Origin of the sequence: Rhizobium sp. L43 (assembly GCF_002531725.1) — a bacterium.
GTDB lineage: Bacteria > Pseudomonadota > Alphaproteobacteria > Rhizobiales > Rhizobiaceae > Rhizobium.
The window spans coordinates 228,028-244,855 of the sequence record NZ_NWSQ01000009.1; the positions used below are offsets into that span (position 1 = coordinate 228,028).

Here is a 16,828-nt window from a genome sequence, read left to right on the forward strand (position 1 = left end):
GTCCAGACAAGCAGCAACCGCGCTAACTGAGTTTCACCACGCCTGAACGACCGACGACGCAGTTGCGGCCGCTCTTCTTTGCGGCGTAGAGTCTGCCGTCGGCGGCCGTCAGCACGGCGGTGAAATCGGCGCCGTCCTCGTCGGCGGTGGCGACGCCGATGCTGACCGTGACCGGCCTGTCATCCGGCGTCCTGACGCTGGTCTCGATCGTCCAGCGCAAGCGCTCGGCAAGCAGCAGACCTTCCTGGTGGTCGGTGCCCGGACAGACGGCAACGAACTCCTCGCCGCCGAAGCGGAAGACGCGGTCGCTCGAGCGCAATGTCGTGCCCACACGAGCGGCGATCGCCTTCAGCACCTCGTCGCCCTGAAGATGGCCGTAGCCGTCATTGACATCCTTGAAGTGGTCGGCGTCGAGAATGAGGATGGTGGTGAATAGTCCCTGCCTCAGCGCCTCGCTCAGCATCAGCGGCGCTTCCAGTTCCATGCGCGTGCGATCGTAGACGCCGGTGAGCATATCGCGGCCGGTGCGCTCCAGAAGATCGTTATAGCGCTCACGGAATGTCAGGTCGCCGAAGACGTCGCTGATCGAGCGTGCCGACATGGCCCCTCCACCCCGGCGGATACGATATTCATAGAGTGCGAACATCGCCGCATAGAGGCAGACGGCCAGCATTTTCGCCTTCCATCCGGCCCAGAATGCCGCAACCGGCACATCCAGAAAATAATGCAGTGCGGCGAAGAAGCCGATCTGGTCGAAAGACAGCAGTACGAATCCCGAAATCAGGAAACGCAGAACGACGCGCCGGCGGAAGAAATCGCCGAGCTTTTCGTAAAGCAGGATGATGCCGAGCGAATCGACATAGAGCAGCGCCGTGCCCCAGACCATCAGCCAGCCCATCTCCTTGAGAAAATCGACGTCGGGCGTGTGGTCGGGCGACATCTGCAGCGGCAGGTGCAACTGCAGCACCCAGGCAATACCGACGGTGAGCAGGTTGCCGAGGAACAGGCCATAGATCGGCTGGCGCACCGTCGCTGCATCCTCCTGCAGGTAAAGCATCAGGATCATCATCAGCTTGCCGGAGAAGAAGACGGATGAGCCCGGCGACACGTCCCCGAACGGCAGCGAGACATAGAAGACCGCCGCCAGATAGGTCTCCATGAAATGCATGACGCCGAGCGCCGTCAGGAAAACCCCGAGGCCAAGCCGATGACGGAAATGCAGAAGCGTCACCATCAGCGCGAAATAAGCGATGGCTTCGATGGCGAAGAGAACGAGGTTGAGTGTCTCCATCACGATAGCTCAGCGACGGATGTCCACCCTCGGTATTTTGCCGGCGCGGCGATTGCGACAGCAAATCCTTTGGTCGATCGTCCGAAAAGGTCAAACACGAGGGCGTCCCGCAAATCCTGCAGGCGATACCTTTCACCCCAATCCTTTAAGATTGCGTGAGTGAAACCCCAGTCACTGGCGATGTGCCGGAGTCACAGGATTGAAAAACAAGAATAATTGTGGCCGGTATCACGTGCTGATCGGGCGGATCCCGATTTCAGACCTGACGAAGCTTCTCGCCGTCACCAAAGAGTGACGAACCATGCTGATCGATGATCTGCTGCGCCTTGCGCACCGTGCATTCGAGCGCATCGTCGGACGAGGAAAACAGATCGGCGCGGATGAAATTGCGCACCAGGACCTCGTCTCCGACCTTCTTTTCGATGCGGCCGGCAAGGCGATATTGGCTGCCTTCCTTACGCGGCTCGGCATAGATCGTGCAATCGCCGTAAAGCTGCGGCTCACCGGAAGGACCTGCTGCTTCCCCAGCGGGTTTGCCGCCGCCGGAGAACATCGAAAAGATATTTGAGATGAACGAAGCCATGTTCCGCCTTTAGCACGATGGTGCTGTTATCGCCAAGTCAAATGATCAGGTTGGCGAGGATCTCGTTTTCGGTGATATCCTCGTAACCCATGCCGGCAGCTTCGAAATTTCCGATCAACCGGGCGAAATTCTCCGGCGCCTTGGTTTCGATGCCGATCAGGATCGAGCCGAAGTTGCGCGCCGATTTCTTCAGATATTCGAAGCGGGCGATATCGTCGTCGGGGCCGAGCAGATTGAGGAAATCCCTGAGCGCGCCGGGGCGCTGGGCAAGCCGCAGGATGAAGTATTTCTTCAGCCCTGCGTAACGCATGGCTCTTTCCTTTACGTCAGGCAAGCGCTCGAAATCGAAATTGCCGCCGGAAACGACGGCGACGATGGTCTTGCCGCGGATCGCTTGGCGATCCATCGCGGCAATCGCCGTCAGCGACAGGGCGCCGGCCGGCTCCAGCACGACGCCCTCGACATTCAGCATTTCCTGGATGGTGACGCAGATGGCATTCTCCGGCATCAGTTGCACTTGGCTTGCCGGAAAATCGCGAAGGGCGGCGAAATTCAGGTCGCCGATGCGGGCGACGGCAGCGCCGTCGACGAAATTGTCGACCTTGGCCAGCGTCGTCACCTTGCCCGCCTCGATGCTGCGCCTGAGGCTCGGCGCCCCGGCCGGCTCGGTGAAGACGAAGGCCGACTTCGGCACGGTGCCGTCGAGATAACCGGTGATGCCGGCGGCAAGCCCGCCGCCGCCGACCGGCAGGACGACCATGTCGGGCACCGTTCCTTCCGGCAACTGCTGCATGATTTCGGCGGCGACCGTCGCCTGGCCCTCGATGATGTCGGCGTGATCGAAGGGCGGCACCATGACGCCGCCGACCGCCTCGACATGGTCGCGGGCGGCCTGGTAGCACTGGTCGAAGAAGTCGCCGAACAGCCGGATGGTGATGAATTCGGCGCCGAACATGCGGGTCTTGTCGATCTTCTGCTGCGGCGTCGTCACGGGCATGAAGACGACGCCCGGCACACCGAAATGACGGCAGACAAAGGCAAAGCCCTGGGCGTGATTGCCGGCCGAGGCGCAGACGAAGGTCTTGCCGGCGGCACCCTGCCCGATCGCCTTGCGGAAGAAATTGAAAGCGCCGCGGATCTTATAGGAACGTACCGGCGACAGATCCTCGCGCTTCAGCCAGATATCGGCGCCGTAGCGGGCCGAGAGATGATCGTTGAGCTGCAGCGGCGTTGCCGGAAAGAGGCTGCGCATCGCCTCTTCGGCGCTTTCGACATCAAGTCTCGTCACGGGCGTGATCCATTCTCATGTTTACAGGGCCGCTATGGCACAGGCCGACCGGCAAAAGAAAGCCCGCTTCGGCCATTTCCGGTTCGCCGCCGGCCCTGTTTGCGAAAGGCTTTCTTAAGTCAATCGCAAAATTGGCGGCACATGAACTGATTTTAACTGTCCATGAAACGGCCGGCCACTATATGAAGCCATGATGATCCTTAAATTCGCAAGACCGCTCGCCTGGCTGCTGCTCGCCTTCATCCTCTTCGTCACGGTTTCGCCGATCGGGCTGCGACCGGAAACGGTCACGACGGTCGATACCGATCGCGCAGGCGCCTATGTTCTTGTCGGCCTCGCCTTTGCGCTCGCCTATCCGAAACAGTGGAAATTGGTGGCCGTGCTGCTGATCGCCGGCTCGATCGCCATCGAATATTTGCAGTATTTTGCGCCGACGCGCCATCCGCGCCTGCATGATGCCGGCGTCAAGGCCATGGGCGCAGCCCTCGGGCTGCTGGCCGGCTGGGTCTTCAACAGGTGGCGCGAAAGCAAGGCGCCAAACGCCGTTCCTTTCGCCGAACGCTGATCGTTCCTTAGGTCAGAAACCGCGCAACTGCGCGGCCCAGAAGAACAGTGGTATCGCAGCCATCGCTGTTCCGAGCACAAGTGCGACACTGGTCTTGAAGATCCGGATGCGCCGAACCCTCGCCCCACTCCAATCGTAAACCATCGTCTTACTCCCAAAAGACAACACTTACTCAACCGCCGCGCCGAAACCTTTGCACCTAAAATGCGGTTGTCAAGCAAAAACACGCTTTCATCCACAATATACAAGCATATTCAAACGGTATTATGAAGGTGATACGGGCGACGGAGATCGAACCCGTATGAGCCGGGGCCGATAGATTATCGCTGACACCCGGGTACACTTGATCGGCGCCGAGAACGACTATGATCACGTCGATGCAGCGCCTGCTCAATGTTCGACCGCGCGCACCACTGCACAATTTCTTAGATCGGAATCAAGTGCTACAGCGTCTTGCGCGTCTGACCGCGTGGGCGCTGTAGGACCCCAAATTATCGGCGTTCAGCCGTCATAATGACCCGAGAATGCCGCCTCTGCCGACTTGACGGTAACAGCCACATTCACGCCCTTTGTCACCGTCGCGCCGGTGGCGCGAAGATCGGTCACCACTTTCAAGCCGCCCGCCTTGGGGGCCGGAAGCGGCACTACGGTGCCGGCGTCCAGATCAGCGACCCAGAGCCCGTCTTGACCTTCAACACTTATAACAACAACTGTAGCCATGTTTTGCCCTTTCTAACGATTGATGTTTTAAAATCCAGCTTTCTTCAGGCCTTCACGATAAAGATCCTTATGCCATTGCTCTTTACTTGGAACTGCAGACAACCACTTGTCCACATCGAAGTCCGGATTGCCTTCACGAAACCTTCTTACGAAGATCCGCGCCTTGTCCTGATGGCCCAACATGGCCCAACTTGCGGCAGACAGTCTGTCCGCCAGATTGGGATCCGCCATCTGCCCGATATAGTCCAGCGAAGCTTCGAATTCGCCGAGGGCATAGTTTGCTCCCGCAGCGGTCCAGAAATACGTATCGGGACCGAGCGGGTTCAGCTCAATGGCCCGCTCGATCTTTCGCAAGGCCATGGCGGGGAGCGAACAGTGAACCAACGTGTCCGCATAGTCGGCAATCACGTCGGCATAGTGTGGCGCAAGGCTTTCGGCCACTTCCATTGCTTCGGCGCTTTGATCAAACGCGCCCTGCAACAGTTTGGCGACACCGAGCTCGCGATAGCCATCGGCGAAGTCCGAACGCATCTCGGTGGCCTGCTTGGCGAAGGTCTCGGCCAATTGCAAAAGATCGATATCTCCCCGGGCCGTCAACAACCATTCCTTGGAGTAGGTCCGCGCCATCGAACTCAGCGCCGGTGCGAAATCGGGACTTACGCTTAGCGCGGCTTTCATTTCCTTGCGGGAGCGCCGCAGGTTCGGAAGTGTCAACCGCGCCAGGTGCCGCCTGCCGACAAGATATCGATGGTAAGCGACCGGGTTCAGATCTTCGCGCAGCGCCTCATGGCGCTCGATTTCGCTGGACACGGAGAGAGCGATCTGCCGGGCAACAACTCTCCTGTCTCTGGCGAGATCCATCCGATCGAGGCTGAACCTTTCCGCCCAGACAATTTGATTCTGATCGAAAAAGATCAACTGGGCGAACAGGGTCACTTCATCGCCCGTACTGCTGATCCGGGTGTCGAGGATATAGTTGACGCGATGGCGTTCAAAGAAGGCCTTCTGCGTCTCCACATGGTGGCCGATTTGAACCGCCGAATACGGGGCGATGACCTCCAGGCTGTTGAAGACGCAAAATCCGATCGTGATATCCTCCACCAGAGATGCGGCGAGAAAACCGGCTTGCGGCCGAACGGATTGGTTCCTGGGGGGAAGCAGTACCAGGCGGGGAATTGCAATACGGACATCTTCGGGCTCGAGAGGAAGAGCCGCCTCGAGTTTCGCCTTCGATGGCGCTGATGGCGGACGCCGCGATTTTGCGTCACCGTCATCCGATCCGGTGCGCACGGCGATGCCTCTCAAACTCGAATTGCGCCGCTGTTCAAAATAGTTCCGAACAGATTCAACTTCCTCTTCGGCGTTGAATATCCGGATCAGCAATTGCAGCGTTTCCGGATCCTTCGGCTCGGTCCGAAACAGGATCACCGCAGCCTTCCTCAGGATTTCGGATTCCTTTGGCGACTGGGCCAATCGCGACGCCGTTCTCAATGTATTTGCGAGAAGCTCGACATGGTAATTTTCACGTTCGGCGAGCCAGCGCTGAAACTGACGGCTATGGCTATGGACCGGTCCCAGAAAAGGCTGGTTCATCAGCTTCACCAGCTGCCTCAGCCGCGAGAACGGCTCGACCTCTTCCTCCTTGTCCGACAGCAGAATGTCGGACGACAGAGAACCCCGGTCGAGGGTGAGCATATTGCCCTGAGATGAAAGGACGTTAACCCCGAGATCGATTTGACGGGCCTTAATTCTCGAAATCACCTTACGCAAAGTCGAAAGTGCAACGTCCCTGTCGGCTTCACCCCAGAGAAAGCGAGCCAACGTTGCTCGATCCGCCGACCCTTGATCGGTTGTGAACAAATAGGCAAGGAGCAGCAGGCCTTTCTCGGGAAAGGCGACAGCGCTGCCATTCTCGTCAACGAGATGCAACCTCCCGAAGGTCTTCAGAACAAAAGCCATTTTGCCCTAGTCACCACATGTCCCGGCGTTCACAATGAAAAGTGAAGTGCACGTATTGCAACAGTAGAAGTCGCAAACACTACCTCTGCCGGCACTTTGTCCCAACGTCTACCAAATTCAACAAGCTTGAACGCCCCAGGAGTCATGCTCGGATTTCTACACCAACTTGCATGAAATATTTCTCGCAATCAAACTATCCTGACCTTGCGTAGCAACAATGTCAATTTGCAACTGCGTGACGCGCCGTTGCTTATCGCAGCCTTGATCAGCACGCCGGATCGTCGCTTTACGGCCAATTCAACTGGACATTCGAAGCGACCAAACGTTGGGAATGCCATATTCCCAACCCTGATACCCACACCCAGCTCTCCAGCCGATATCGGATTGTCGTAAGGCGATAGAGGGGCTTCCAAACTTTGAAGCGGAATCGCATCCCAACCCCTGAATATCGGTTGAGAATAGCGTCTCTCTTTGTTAGCAGGAAGAACCACGCGGACGTGGTGGAATCGGTAGACACAAGGGACTTAAAGCAAATTGAGTGCACTGGCGGAAACGCCGGATGTAGAACTGCTCAAAGTCGGGGAAACCTGTCAGATGGCAATCCCGAGCCAAGCCCTGCAAGGGGAAGGTGTAGAGACTAGACGGGCAGCACCTAAGGCAAAAGCTAGGGTGAAGGTATAGTCCAGACCACAAACGCCGGAAGGCGGCGGCGAAAGCCGTAGCTGGTAAGAAAATCCCTCGGCCTCGGCTTTGCGGGTTCGACCCCCGCCGTCCGCACCAGCCTTCGCTCTGCGCGCTTCGGCTCGGCGAGCCGAGCTCACAGAGCGAAGGCTGTCGCGCCGTAGTTCCGTCGGGAACGAAGGCGGACTGGTTCGACAATGTTCGGGTTAGCTGCGCCTTTTTTCGAGTGTACTAAAAGGCGCGGCGAGCCTCACGGCCGCCGCACCTCATCATTCCGGCGTCAAGGATCAAGCGAGCTTGGCGGCAAGCTTGGCGACATGGGCGCCCTGGTATTTCGCGCCTTCGAGTTCGATCTCGGAAGGCTGGCGCGAGCCGTCGCCGTTGGTGATGGTGGACGCGCCGTAGGGCGAGCCGCCCTTGACTTCCTCGGTGCCCATCTGGCCCTGGAAGGCATAGGGAAGGCCGGCAACGACCATGCCCTGGTGCAGGAAGGTGGGGATGAAGCCGAGGATGGTCGATTCCTGGCCGCCGTGCTGGGTGGCCGAAGAGGTGAACACCGAGCCGATCTTGCCGACGAGCTTGCCGGCGAACCAGAGGCCGCCCGTCTGATCCCAGAAATTGCGCATCTGCGAGGCCACCGTGCCGAAGCGGGTGCCGGCACCGACGATGATTGCGTCATATTCCGCCAGTTCGTCGACGGTGGCGATCGGAGCGGCCTGATCGACCTTGTAATAGGAAGCCCTGGCGACGTCTTCCGGAACCAGTTCCGGAACGCGCTTGACGGTGACCTCGGCGCCGGCCGACTTCGCGCCTTCGGCAACGGCATAGGCCATGGTTTCGATATGGCCGTAAGCCGAATAATAAAGGACGAGAACCTTCGCCATCTTCTATCTTCCTTGAAACAGGGGGTTGAATTTCGTGACCGAAGGATTTCTATCAGCGCGCCTGGTTGAACAAAGCCCTGCCCTCAAGGACGCAGTGTTCACCTGATGTAGACGAAAATTCACTTGCCTTTTCATTTCGGCAAAATGGACGCAGATGATGCCGTCCGATAACCGCTTGCACTGCGCGGCATCATGCTCTCGGCTGTTTGCAAAGCGATCGAACGGCACTACCTATTCACCAGCTTCACATCACGGAACATCCCATGAGCCATGCCATCGTCGTCACCGCCGCCATGCTCGCCATCGGCGACGAACTTCTTTCCGGCCGCACCAAGGATAAGAATATCGGCCACCTCGCCGATCTGCTCACCCTTTCCGGCATCGACCTCAAGGAGGTGCGCATCGTCGCTGACGAGGAAGAGGCGATCGTCGAGGCGCTGAACGCGCTTCGCGGCAAATACGACTATGTCTTCACCTCGGGCGGTATCGGGCCGACGCATGACGACATCACCGCCGATGCCATCTCCAAGGCGTTCGGCGTACCCTGCGAATATGACGAAACGGCAATGGCGCTGCTGGCCGATATGTATCGGCGCCGCGAGATGGAATTCACCGAAGCGCGCCAGCGCATGGCGCGCATGCCGCGCGGGGCTGCCCATATCGCCAATCCGGTCTCGACGGCGCCGGGTTTCATCATCGGCAATGTCCATGTCATGGCCGGCGTGCCGCAGGTCTTCCAGGCGATGGTCGACAATGTGCTGCCGACGCTTCGAACCGGCACGCCGGTGCTGTCGCTCGCCATCGCCTGCCCTTACGGCGAAGGTGAAATCGGCACGCCGCTGACCGCGATTCAGAAAGCCCATCCGGACACCAGCATCGGCTCCTACCCGCGCTATATCGGCCAAAAATTCTCGACCGAAATCGTCGTGCGCGGCCGCTCGCAGGCAGTGATCGAGGCGGCGGGCGCCGAGGTGCAGGCGATGATCGACGCCATCCGCCGGAGGAAAGACATCACAGAAAACCATTCCGCCGAGGCTTGAGGGAAACGCCGGAACGGGGGCCATCCTTGATCCCTGTCAAGGAACTTGCGAACGGTCCGATGCATTCCTTCCCTCGCGGCAGCCATTTCAGCGCAAGGAGAATTGATATGTCTTACAAAACCATTCTCGCCATTCTCGATACATCGGACAATAGTGCTGCGGTTGCCGATTTCGCCTTTGCCCTCGCCGCTGAAAACGGCGCCCATGTGATCGGCCTGCATGCCGAAACCATCTCCGCCGTGCCGCTGGTGGCGCCGATGGAAATTCCCGATCCGGTCGCCGTGCAGGCGCTGCAGGACATGGCGCACAGCGAAACCATTACGGTGGAGCGGATCTTCCGGGCGAAAGCGGATGCATCGGCCGCCTCCTCCGAATGGCGCAGCTTTACCACGTCCACCGGTTACGGCTCGGCGCCGCTGATCGAAAGTGCGCGCAGCGCCGATCTGCTGATCGCCTCGCAGGCCGACCCGGCCAGAGCTTCCGACAGCCATGTCGACGTCGACAGCTTCCTCTTCGATACCGGCCGGCCGGTGCTGATCATTCCCTATATCATCCGCCAGCCGAAGCCGATCAAGCGCGTGCTGATCGCCTGGAACGGCTCGAAAGAGGTGGCCCGCGCCACCTTCGACGCGCTGCCGATCCTCGAAGCGGCCGAGGAGGTGGAGATCTTTTCGGTCGATCCGGCCGACACGGCGCTGCAATCGCCGCTGACGGCAGGCGCCGAGATCGCCGCCACACTGGCCCGCCACGGCGTGAAGACGACGCTTGCGACGGCCCAGATTGTGGACAAGAACACCTCACATGCCATCGAGAACCGGCTTTCCGACGACAGCATCGATCTTCTCGTCATGGGCGCCTCTACGCATTCCTGGCTCTGGCAGATGATTTTCGGCGGCACGACTAAGACCTTGCTGCAATCGATGACGGCGCTGACGCTGTTGTCGCGTTGACTTGCCGCGATCATCGGCGCTCTTGCCTTTTGCCGGCAAATTCCGTTAATTGCCGCGACCGATGACAGCTTCGAGCCTCGGCACAGCTCGCGATCTCGCGCAGTTGCAGCTCGCGCGATTTCTCGTTTTGCCGATCGCCGCTCCAAGTCCATCCGGTCGCCGGCAAACGGCGTGTTGTTTTTTCATGCCGCGGAGCAGCCCGATGTCCCTTCCCGATAAAGCCTTTCCCGTTTCCTGGGATCAGTTCCACCGCGATGCGCGCGCCCTTGCCTGGCGGCTTGCCGGCCTCGACCAGACCTTCAAGGCGATCGTCTGCATCACCCGCGGCGGCCTCGTCCCGGCCGCGATCATCTCGCGCGAACTGAACATCCGGCTGATCGAGACCGTCTGCGTTGCCTCCTATCATGATTACGTGAACCAGGGCGACATGATGCTGCTCAAGGGGATCGCGCCCGAACTTCAGGAAAATGGCGGCGAAGGCGTGCTCGTCGTCGACGATCTGACCGATACCGGCAAGACCGCCGTCCAGGTGCGCACCATGCTGCCGCGGGCGCATTTCGCCTGTGTCTATGCCAAGCCGAAGGGCGTTCCGACCGTCGATACCTTCATCACCGAAGTGAGCCAGGATACCTGGATCTACTTCCCCTGGGATATGGGCTTCACCTACCAGGAGCCGATCGCCAAGGGCGCGGGCTGATCGCCACCGATCACAAGGCGCAACCTTCGCATTTACTACTTGAAATTGTTCCAGATTTTGTCGGCGGGGATTCTCGAATCCGGTATCGGGATCCGCATATCTATTTTATCTTCTTCTCATAAACTCGACGGCTGCGAATCGTGGCAGGCTGCTCCTAAGGCGTGCAACGAGCAATACGATAATAGGGAACCAAAATGGCGCGGTGGGGGCATAGAGGAGCGACTGCGACCGTCGGGCTGGCGGCGTTTCTGTTTCCCTTCGCGCCCGTCCGCGCCGAGCCTGCCTATATCCCGCTCGTGCGCGATTATGTCGAGCAACGGGTGCGGCCGATGGTGGAGACACCGCTGGTGCTGAAAGCCATTGCCGAGCAGAACGCAGAATTCGGCGATGTCAGCGAGATGGACATGCGGGTGCTCGACAAGACCTACCGGTCGGAGATCGATCAGCACCATCTGCATATGGTCAAGCTGCTGCTCGACAAATCCGTGTCGCACTATCTGAAAACCAGGCAGGACGCCTCACAGGGCGCGATCCTCGAATTTTTCGTGACCGACAGTCACGGGCTGAACGTCGGGCAAAGCAGCATCACCGCCGACTATTGGCAGGGCGATGAGGAGAAATACCTCAGAACCTTCGCGAACGGCTCCCGCGAGATCTTCATCGACCGGGCCGAACGCAACGAATCCACCCAGATGCTCGAAACGCAGGCGAGCTTCGTCGTCCTCGACGAAGAGGACAGGCCGATCGGCGTCGCCATCGTCACCATCGCCATCGATGCGCTCTGACGGGCGCTTGCAACAGGGCGAATCGCGATACCGATTTGCACCGAAAATGCCATCACAAGATTTGCCGCGGGACGTTTTTTTGACGTTCCGGCACTTTCCTTAGCCGGCAATGCCCGCAAGCCATTGTATTTTCAGCACTCCCCGGCTTTCCCCAATCTTCACAGGCGCATCCACAAGATGTTGTGGTTAGCAATCAATTAAGATCCAGCCCTTGACGGAATCACCTGTTTCAAACTTACTGTCCCTGATGTTGCGGCGGCGACAGGACCGGAGGTAACGAGCCCGGTTTCCTTTTGAAAAATTGGACGCGGAATCAGGGTGATGGACCGGAAACGGTATCAGGCCTGACAGGATTTCTGCGCGATTTTCAGCCTCCAAAAAAAGTGACGTCGTGGACTGGCGATAATAAGCTGTTAATACTATATTTAGTGTTTGCAGCCACCATCACCACAAGATACAGGAAGGCCATCGCCGGATGACACCCCTGTGACAATACGGAAACGAAACTGGCTGCACGACGACAAAGTGCCGCCGGATAGGAATTTTGCGCCCCGGTCGTGGGGACCGGGCGCCAACACGAGGTCAAGACCATGCGCATCGAACGTCGTTTCACGAAGGCCGGCCAAGGCGCCTATGCGGATATCGAATTCCGCAAGGCGACGAGCGAGATCAAGAACCCCGACGGTTCGATCGTGTTCCGCCTCGAGAATATCGATGTTCCCGCGCAGTTCTCCCAGGTCGCGACCGACGTTCTGGCGCAGAAGTATTTCCGCAAGGCCGGCGTCCCCACCCGGCTGAAGAAGGTCGAGGAAAACGACGTTCCCTCCTTCCTGTGGCGCTCCGTTCCCGACGATGCTGCGCTCAAGGCCCTGCCGAAGGACGAACAGACCGGCTCCGAAATCGATGCGCGCCAGGTCTTCGACCGTCTTGCCGGCACCTGGACCTATTGGGGCTGGAAGGGCGGCTATTTCTCCTCCGAGGAAGACGCTGCAGCCTTCAAGGACGAGCTTGCCTATATGCTCGCCACCCAGCGCGTCGCCCCGAACTCGCCGCAGTGGTTCAACACCGGCCTGCATTGGGCCTATGGCATCGACGGTCCCGGCCAGGGCCATTTCTATGTCGACCCCTTCACCGGCAAGCTGACCAAGTCCAAGTCGGCCTACGAACATCCGCAGCCGCATGCCTGCTTCATCCAGTCGGTCGAGGACGATCTCGTCAACGAAGGCGGCATCATGGACCTCTGGGTGCGTGAAGCCCGCCTGTTCAAATACGGCTCCGGCACCGGCTCCAACTTCTCGATGCTGCGCGGCGAAGGCGAAAAGCTTTCCGGCGGCGGTCGTTCCTCCGGCCTGATGAGCTTCCTGAAGATCGGTGACCGCGCCGCCGGCGCCATCAAATCGGGCGGCACGACGCGCCGCGCCGCCAAGATGGTGGTCGTCGATATCGACCATCCCGATATCGAGGAATACATCAACTGGAAGGTCAAGGAAGAGCAGAAGGTCGCAGCCCTCGTCACCGGCTCCAAGGTCGTCGCCAAGCATCTGAAGGCGATCATGAAGGCCTGCTTCAATTGCGAAGGCGGCGACAACGGCGATTGCTTCGACCCCACCAAGAACCCTGCCCTGAAGCGCGAAATCCGCGCTGCCAAGAAGGATCAGGTTCCGGAGAATTACGTCCAGCGCGTCATCCAGTTCGCCCGCCAGGGCTACAAGGATCTCCAATTCAAGACCTACGACACCGATTGGGATTCGGAAGCCTATCTGACGGTCTCGGGCCAGAACTCCAACAACTCCGTCTCGATCAAGGACGACTTCCTGCGCGCCGTCGAAAATGACGGCGAATGGAACCTGACCGCCCGCAAGGACGGCCGGGTGATGAAGACGCTGAAGGCGCGCGATCTCTGGGAAACGATTTCCTACGCCGCCTGGGCCTCGGCCGATCCGGGCATCCACTTCAACACGACGATGAACGACTGGCACACCTCGCCGGCCGGCGGCCCGATCCGCGGCTCGAACCCGTGCTCGGAATACATGTTCCTCGACGACACGGCCTGCAACCTTGCCTCGCTGAACCTGCTGCAGTTCAAGGACAAGGCCACCAAGCGCATCAATATCGCCGATTACGAACACGCCGTCCGCCTGTGGACCGTCGTGCTCGAAGTCTCGGTGATGATGGCGCAGTTCCCGTCGAAGCGCATTGCCGAACTCTCCTATGAATACCGCACGCTCGGCCTCGGCTACGCCAATATCGGCGGCCTGCTGATGTCGTCTGGCATTCCCTATGACTCCACCGAGGCCCGCGCTATTGCCGGATCGCTGACCGCGATCATGACCGGCATCTGCTATGCGACCTCGGCCGAAATGGCTGCCGAACTCGGGCCGTTCCCGAACTTCGCGCCGAACCGCGAGAGCATGCTGCGGGTCATCCGCAACCATCGCCGCGCCGCTCATGGCGAAACCTCAGGCTATGAGGCGCTGTCGATCAACCCGGTCGCGCTGATCCATTCGGAAAACCCCGACCAGGATCTCGTCGCCCACGCCAAATCGGCCTGGGACAAGGCGCTCGAGCTCGGCGAACAGCACGGCTACCGCAATGCCCAGGTCTCGGTCATCGCGCCCACCGGCACGATCGGTCTCGTCATGGATTGCGACACCACAGGCATCGAGCCCGACTTTGCCCTCGTCAAGTTCAAGAAGCTCGCCGGCGGCGGCTACTTCAAGATCATCAACCGCGCCGTGCCCGACGCGCTGCGTACGCTCGGCTATTCCGAGAGCCAGATCGCCGAAATCGAGGCCTATGCCGTCGGCCACGGCAACCTGAACCAGGCGCCGTCCGTCAACCCGTCGACGCTGAAGGCCAAGGGCTTCACCGACGAGAAGGTTGAAGCCGTCAACGCCGCGCTGAAGAGCGCCTTCGACATCAAGTTCGTCTTTAACCAGTGGACGCTCGGCGCCGACTTCCTCAAGGACACGCTGAAGGTTTCAGACGAACAGCTGGCCGACATGAGCTTCAGCCTGCTCGACCATATCGGCTTCTCGAAGAAGGACATCGAAGCCGCCAATATCCACGTCTGCGGTGCGATGACGCTGGAAGGCGCGCCCTTCCTCAAGAATGAACACCTGCCGGTCTTCGATTGCGCCAATCCCTGCGGCAAGATCGGTAAGCGCTACCTCTCCGTGGAAAGCCATATCCGCATGATGGCGGCGGCCCAGCCCTTCATCTCCGGCGCGATTTCCAAGACGATCAACATGCCGAACGAGGCGACCGTCGAGGATTGCAAGAACGCCTACCTGCTGTCCTGGAAGCTCGGCCTCAAGGCCAATGCGCTCTATCGCGACGGCTCGAAGCTGTCGCAGCCGCTCAATGCCTCGCTGATCGAGGACGAGGACGACGAGGATGCGCTGGAGGAACTGCTGCAGGCGCCGGTCGCCGCCCAGGCCGTCACCATCACCGAGAAGATCATCGAGCGGGTGATCGAACGGGTTTCGCGCGAACGCGAGAAGCTGCCGAACCGCCGCCAGGGCTATACCCAGAAGGCCGCCGTCGGCGGACACAAGGTCTATCTCAGAACCGGCGAATTCGGCGACGGCCGCCTCGGCGAGATCTTCATCGACATGCACAAGGAAGGTGCGGCCTTCCGTGCGATGATGAACAATTTCGCCATCGCCATCTCGCTCGGCCTGCAGTATGGCGTGCCGCTCGAGGAATATGTCGAGGCCTTCACCTTCACCAAGTTCGAGCCGGCCGGCATGGTCATCGGCAATGATGCGATCAAGAACGCCACCTCGATCCTCGATTATGTCTTCCGCGAGCTTGCCGTCTCCTATCTCGGCCGTCACGATCTCGCGCATGTCGATACGTCTGACTTCTCGAACACTGCGCTCGGCAAGGGCATTCAGGAAGGCAAGACCAACCTGCTCTCCACCGGCTGGACCCGCGGCTACAAGCCGACCCTGGTCTCCGGCACCGGCGGCGAACGCCAGGCCGGCGAACCCAAGGGGGCCGCCACCGCGGCCCCTGCCCGCGCCGCTTCCTCTGGCACCGTGACCGCCTTTGCCGGTGCCGCCGCCCGCAAGCTGGAGCCGACAGTTGCCATCTCCACCTCCGAAATCGTCGCCTTCAAGCGCGATTACGAGGAGCGCGCCAAGGAACTGGCGGAAGAGATCGCCGAAGAAGTGACCGAGGAACTCACCAGCGACGCCACCGCCCTCTTCTCCGACAAGGCAGCCGCCGACGCGGCAACGGCCAAGACGGAAGCCAAGAAGGTGGAAGCCGAACGCCGCCAGCGCTCGATCATGCAGGGCTATACCGGCAACATGTGCTCGGAATGCCAGAACTTCACGATGGTGCGGAATGGCACTTGTGAGAAGTGCGATACTTGCGGTGCTACGAGCGGGTGCAGCTGAGTAGGCGCTGGTCGGGTTCTTCTTAGGGCTAATCGCGGAAACCGACATGATATTGGCCAATAGACTGTGAAACTGGCCAACCTACCTAATGATAATTTCCGGGCGCTTCGGCGTCCGGAAGATAAATAGGAACAAACAGACAACGAAGATCGGCAGAAATCAGCATTCAAATGACGCCTGGACACCTTGAGTGCTCCCGGTTTTCGAAGGGATTGGTGATGGCACCTGTAAAGACATTTGGCTTCTCCTTTTTGTTGAAGCTGGTTTGCCTTAACCCCAAACCGCAGAAGCGGGCGATCCGCGAGCGACACAAACCGAGCAAAAGCGGGTTCGATTATCACCGAAGTCTCCGACTGCGAATTCAGCAGATTGCTTTCGAGGGACTGTCAGAGGCACAGGTTCTAGCATCGACGGATCAGATAACGAAGGCCCCCGAGAGAGCCTCGGCCAAACGAGGGCTTCAACGATTTTTCATATGGCGAAAGGACAATCCAGGCTTACTGGAGGCATGTCCTGCTCTCACTTTTTTGAGTCCTAGAGGTTTTTTTAAAGTAACCTTTCAACCTGACTTCTTGTTGGAACTCGACGGGCGAAGAACCGCAGTTCATGTTTGGAACACCCAACAGGAACTGAGTGGCAATCTTGTGCTAGCGGCACTGTGCGCTGTGGCTAGTCGATTTCCGCCTCAACATCGGCCGGATGATTTTGCAGTCTTGTCTTTGCAAGACGGGAGGTTTTACCGCTGGTCAGACGCGACCAGGGAGCATGCCGCTCTTGGCGAAAATCTGCTCGCAATGCTGGATACCCAGTGTGAACTGGCGCGGACAGAACTTGGTATTCCAGCAATTGGTCCAGAGGTTCCACGGCCGATAGCTTGAAGACCGTCTGAAAATGCCAGCACGGCTAGAGCGGTTCATTGCTTATCGGAATCGAGGTGGGATTCCCAAATCAGCAGAATTGTGATTCATCCTGGGTGCTG

General features: G+C 59.3%; 13 protein-coding genes. 7 read left to right on the top strand and 6 right to left on the bottom strand.

Annotated elements, in window-relative coordinates:
• Positions 1-22: 22 nt before the first annotated feature.
• The 3 genes from CO667_RS14305 to ilvA form a co-directional block, all read right to left on the bottom strand.
• Positions 23-1,294, bottom strand: coding sequence for a GGDEF domain-containing protein (locus CO667_RS14305; protein ID WP_097618988.1), 1,272 nt, complete (start codon positions 1,292-1,294; stop codon positions 23-25).
• 253 nt (positions 1,295-1,547) lie between these two features.
• Positions 1,548-1,874 carry an HlyU family transcriptional regulator gene (locus tag CO667_RS14310; RefSeq protein ID WP_097614021.1) on the bottom strand — a complete coding sequence of 109 codons (327 nt, stop codon included), beginning with the start codon at positions 1,872-1,874 and terminating at the stop codon, positions 1,548-1,550.
• 37 nt (positions 1,875-1,911) lie between these two features.
• Positions 1,912-3,162 carry a threonine ammonia-lyase gene (gene ilvA, locus CO667_RS14315; RefSeq protein ID WP_097618989.1) on the bottom strand — a complete coding sequence of 417 codons (1,251 nt, stop codon included), beginning with the start codon at positions 3,160-3,162 and terminating at the stop codon, positions 1,912-1,914.
• Between the two features lie 190 nt (positions 3,163-3,352).
• Here ilvA and CO667_RS14320 point away from each other — a divergent pair, with 190 nt between their 5' ends.
• Positions 3,353-3,727 carry a VanZ family protein gene (locus CO667_RS14320; RefSeq protein ID WP_097618990.1) on the top strand — a complete coding sequence of 125 codons (375 nt, stop codon included), beginning with the start codon at positions 3,353-3,355 and terminating at the stop codon, positions 3,725-3,727.
• A gap of 501 nt (positions 3,728-4,228) precedes the next feature.
• Here the strand turns inward: CO667_RS14320 and CO667_RS14325 are convergent.
• From CO667_RS14325 to wrbA, 3 genes are all read right to left on the bottom strand, one after another.
• The gene (locus CO667_RS14325; RefSeq protein WP_097618991.1) at positions 4,229-4,447 is read right to left on the bottom strand and encodes a hypothetical protein; all 219 of its coding nucleotides are present in this window, start codon (positions 4,445-4,447) and stop codon (positions 4,229-4,231) included.
• A gap of 27 nt (positions 4,448-4,474) precedes the next feature.
• Positions 4,475-6,406, bottom strand: coding sequence for a hypothetical protein (locus CO667_RS14330; protein ID WP_097618992.1), 1,932 nt, complete (start codon positions 6,404-6,406; stop codon positions 4,475-4,477).
• Between the two features lie 968 nt (positions 6,407-7,374).
• On the bottom strand, positions 7,375-7,971 hold the full coding sequence (gene wrbA / locus CO667_RS14335; protein WP_097618993.1) for an NAD(P)H:quinone oxidoreductase type IV: 597 nt from the start codon (positions 7,969-7,971) through the stop codon (positions 7,375-7,377).
• A gap of 263 nt (positions 7,972-8,234) precedes the next feature.
• Between wrbA and CO667_RS14340 the strand changes: the two genes are divergently transcribed.
• From CO667_RS14340 to CO667_RS14365, 6 genes are all read left to right on the top strand, one after another.
• Complete coding sequence (locus CO667_RS14340; RefSeq protein WP_097618994.1) at positions 8,235-9,011, top strand: competence/damage-inducible protein A; 777 nt, start codon at positions 8,235-8,237, stop codon at positions 9,009-9,011.
• Positions 9,012-9,118: 107 nt separating this feature from the next.
• Complete coding sequence (locus CO667_RS14345; RefSeq protein ID WP_097618995.1) at positions 9,119-9,961, top strand: universal stress protein; 843 nt, start codon at positions 9,119-9,121, stop codon at positions 9,959-9,961.
• Positions 9,962-10,163: 202 nt separating this feature from the next.
• Entirely contained in the window at positions 10,164-10,658 is a 495-nt protein-coding gene (gpt, locus tag CO667_RS14350; protein WP_097618996.1) for a xanthine phosphoribosyltransferase, read from the top strand.
• Positions 10,659-10,852: 194 nt separating this feature from the next.
• Entirely contained in the window at positions 10,853-11,443 is a 591-nt protein-coding gene (locus CO667_RS14355) for a hypothetical protein (protein ID WP_097618997.1), read from the top strand.
• Positions 11,444-12,033: 590 nt separating this feature from the next.
• Complete coding sequence (locus CO667_RS14360; protein WP_097618998.1) at positions 12,034-15,849, top strand: vitamin B12-dependent ribonucleotide reductase; 3,816 nt, start codon at positions 12,034-12,036, stop codon at positions 15,847-15,849.
• Positions 15,850-16,067: 218 nt separating this feature from the next.
• The gene (locus CO667_RS14365; RefSeq protein ID WP_097618999.1) at positions 16,068-16,727 is read left to right on the top strand and encodes a hypothetical protein; all 660 of its coding nucleotides are present in this window, start codon (positions 16,068-16,070) and stop codon (positions 16,725-16,727) included.
• Positions 16,728-16,828: the final 101 nt, after the last annotated feature.

Coding starts and splice junctions, on each gene's coding strand:
- CO667_RS14320 (WP_097618990.1), top strand. CDS start 3,353: ATGATGATCCTTAAATTCGCAAGACCGCTCGCCTGGCTGCTGCTCGCC.
- gpt (WP_097618996.1), top strand. CDS start 10,164: ATGTCCCTTCCCGATAAAGCCTTTCCCGTTTCCTGGGATCAGTTCCAC.
- CO667_RS14345 (WP_097618995.1), top strand. CDS start 9,119: ATGTCTTACAAAACCATTCTCGCCATTCTCGATACATCGGACAATAGT.
- CO667_RS14365 (WP_097618999.1), top strand. CDS start 16,068: ATGGCACCTGTAAAGACATTTGGCTTCTCCTTTTTGTTGAAGCTGGTT.
- CO667_RS14355 (WP_097618997.1), top strand. CDS start 10,853: ATGGCGCGGTGGGGGCATAGAGGAGCGACTGCGACCGTCGGGCTGGCG.
- CO667_RS14340 (WP_097618994.1), top strand. CDS start 8,235: ATGAGCCATGCCATCGTCGTCACCGCCGCCATGCTCGCCATCGGCGAC.
- CO667_RS14330 (WP_097618992.1), bottom strand. CDS start 6,406: ATGGCTTTTGTTCTGAAGACCTTCGGGAGGTTGCATCTCGTTGACGAG.
- CO667_RS14360 (WP_097618998.1), top strand. CDS start 12,034: ATGCGCATCGAACGTCGTTTCACGAAGGCCGGCCAAGGCGCCTATGCG.
- CO667_RS14310 (WP_097614021.1), bottom strand. CDS start 1,874: ATGGCTTCGTTCATCTCAAATATCTTTTCGATGTTCTCCGGCGGCGGC.
- wrbA (WP_097618993.1), bottom strand. CDS start 7,971: ATGGCGAAGGTTCTCGTCCTTTATTATTCGGCTTACGGCCATATCGAA.
- CO667_RS14325 (WP_097618991.1), bottom strand. CDS start 4,447: ATGGCTACAGTTGTTGTTATAAGTGTTGAAGGTCAAGACGGGCTCTGG.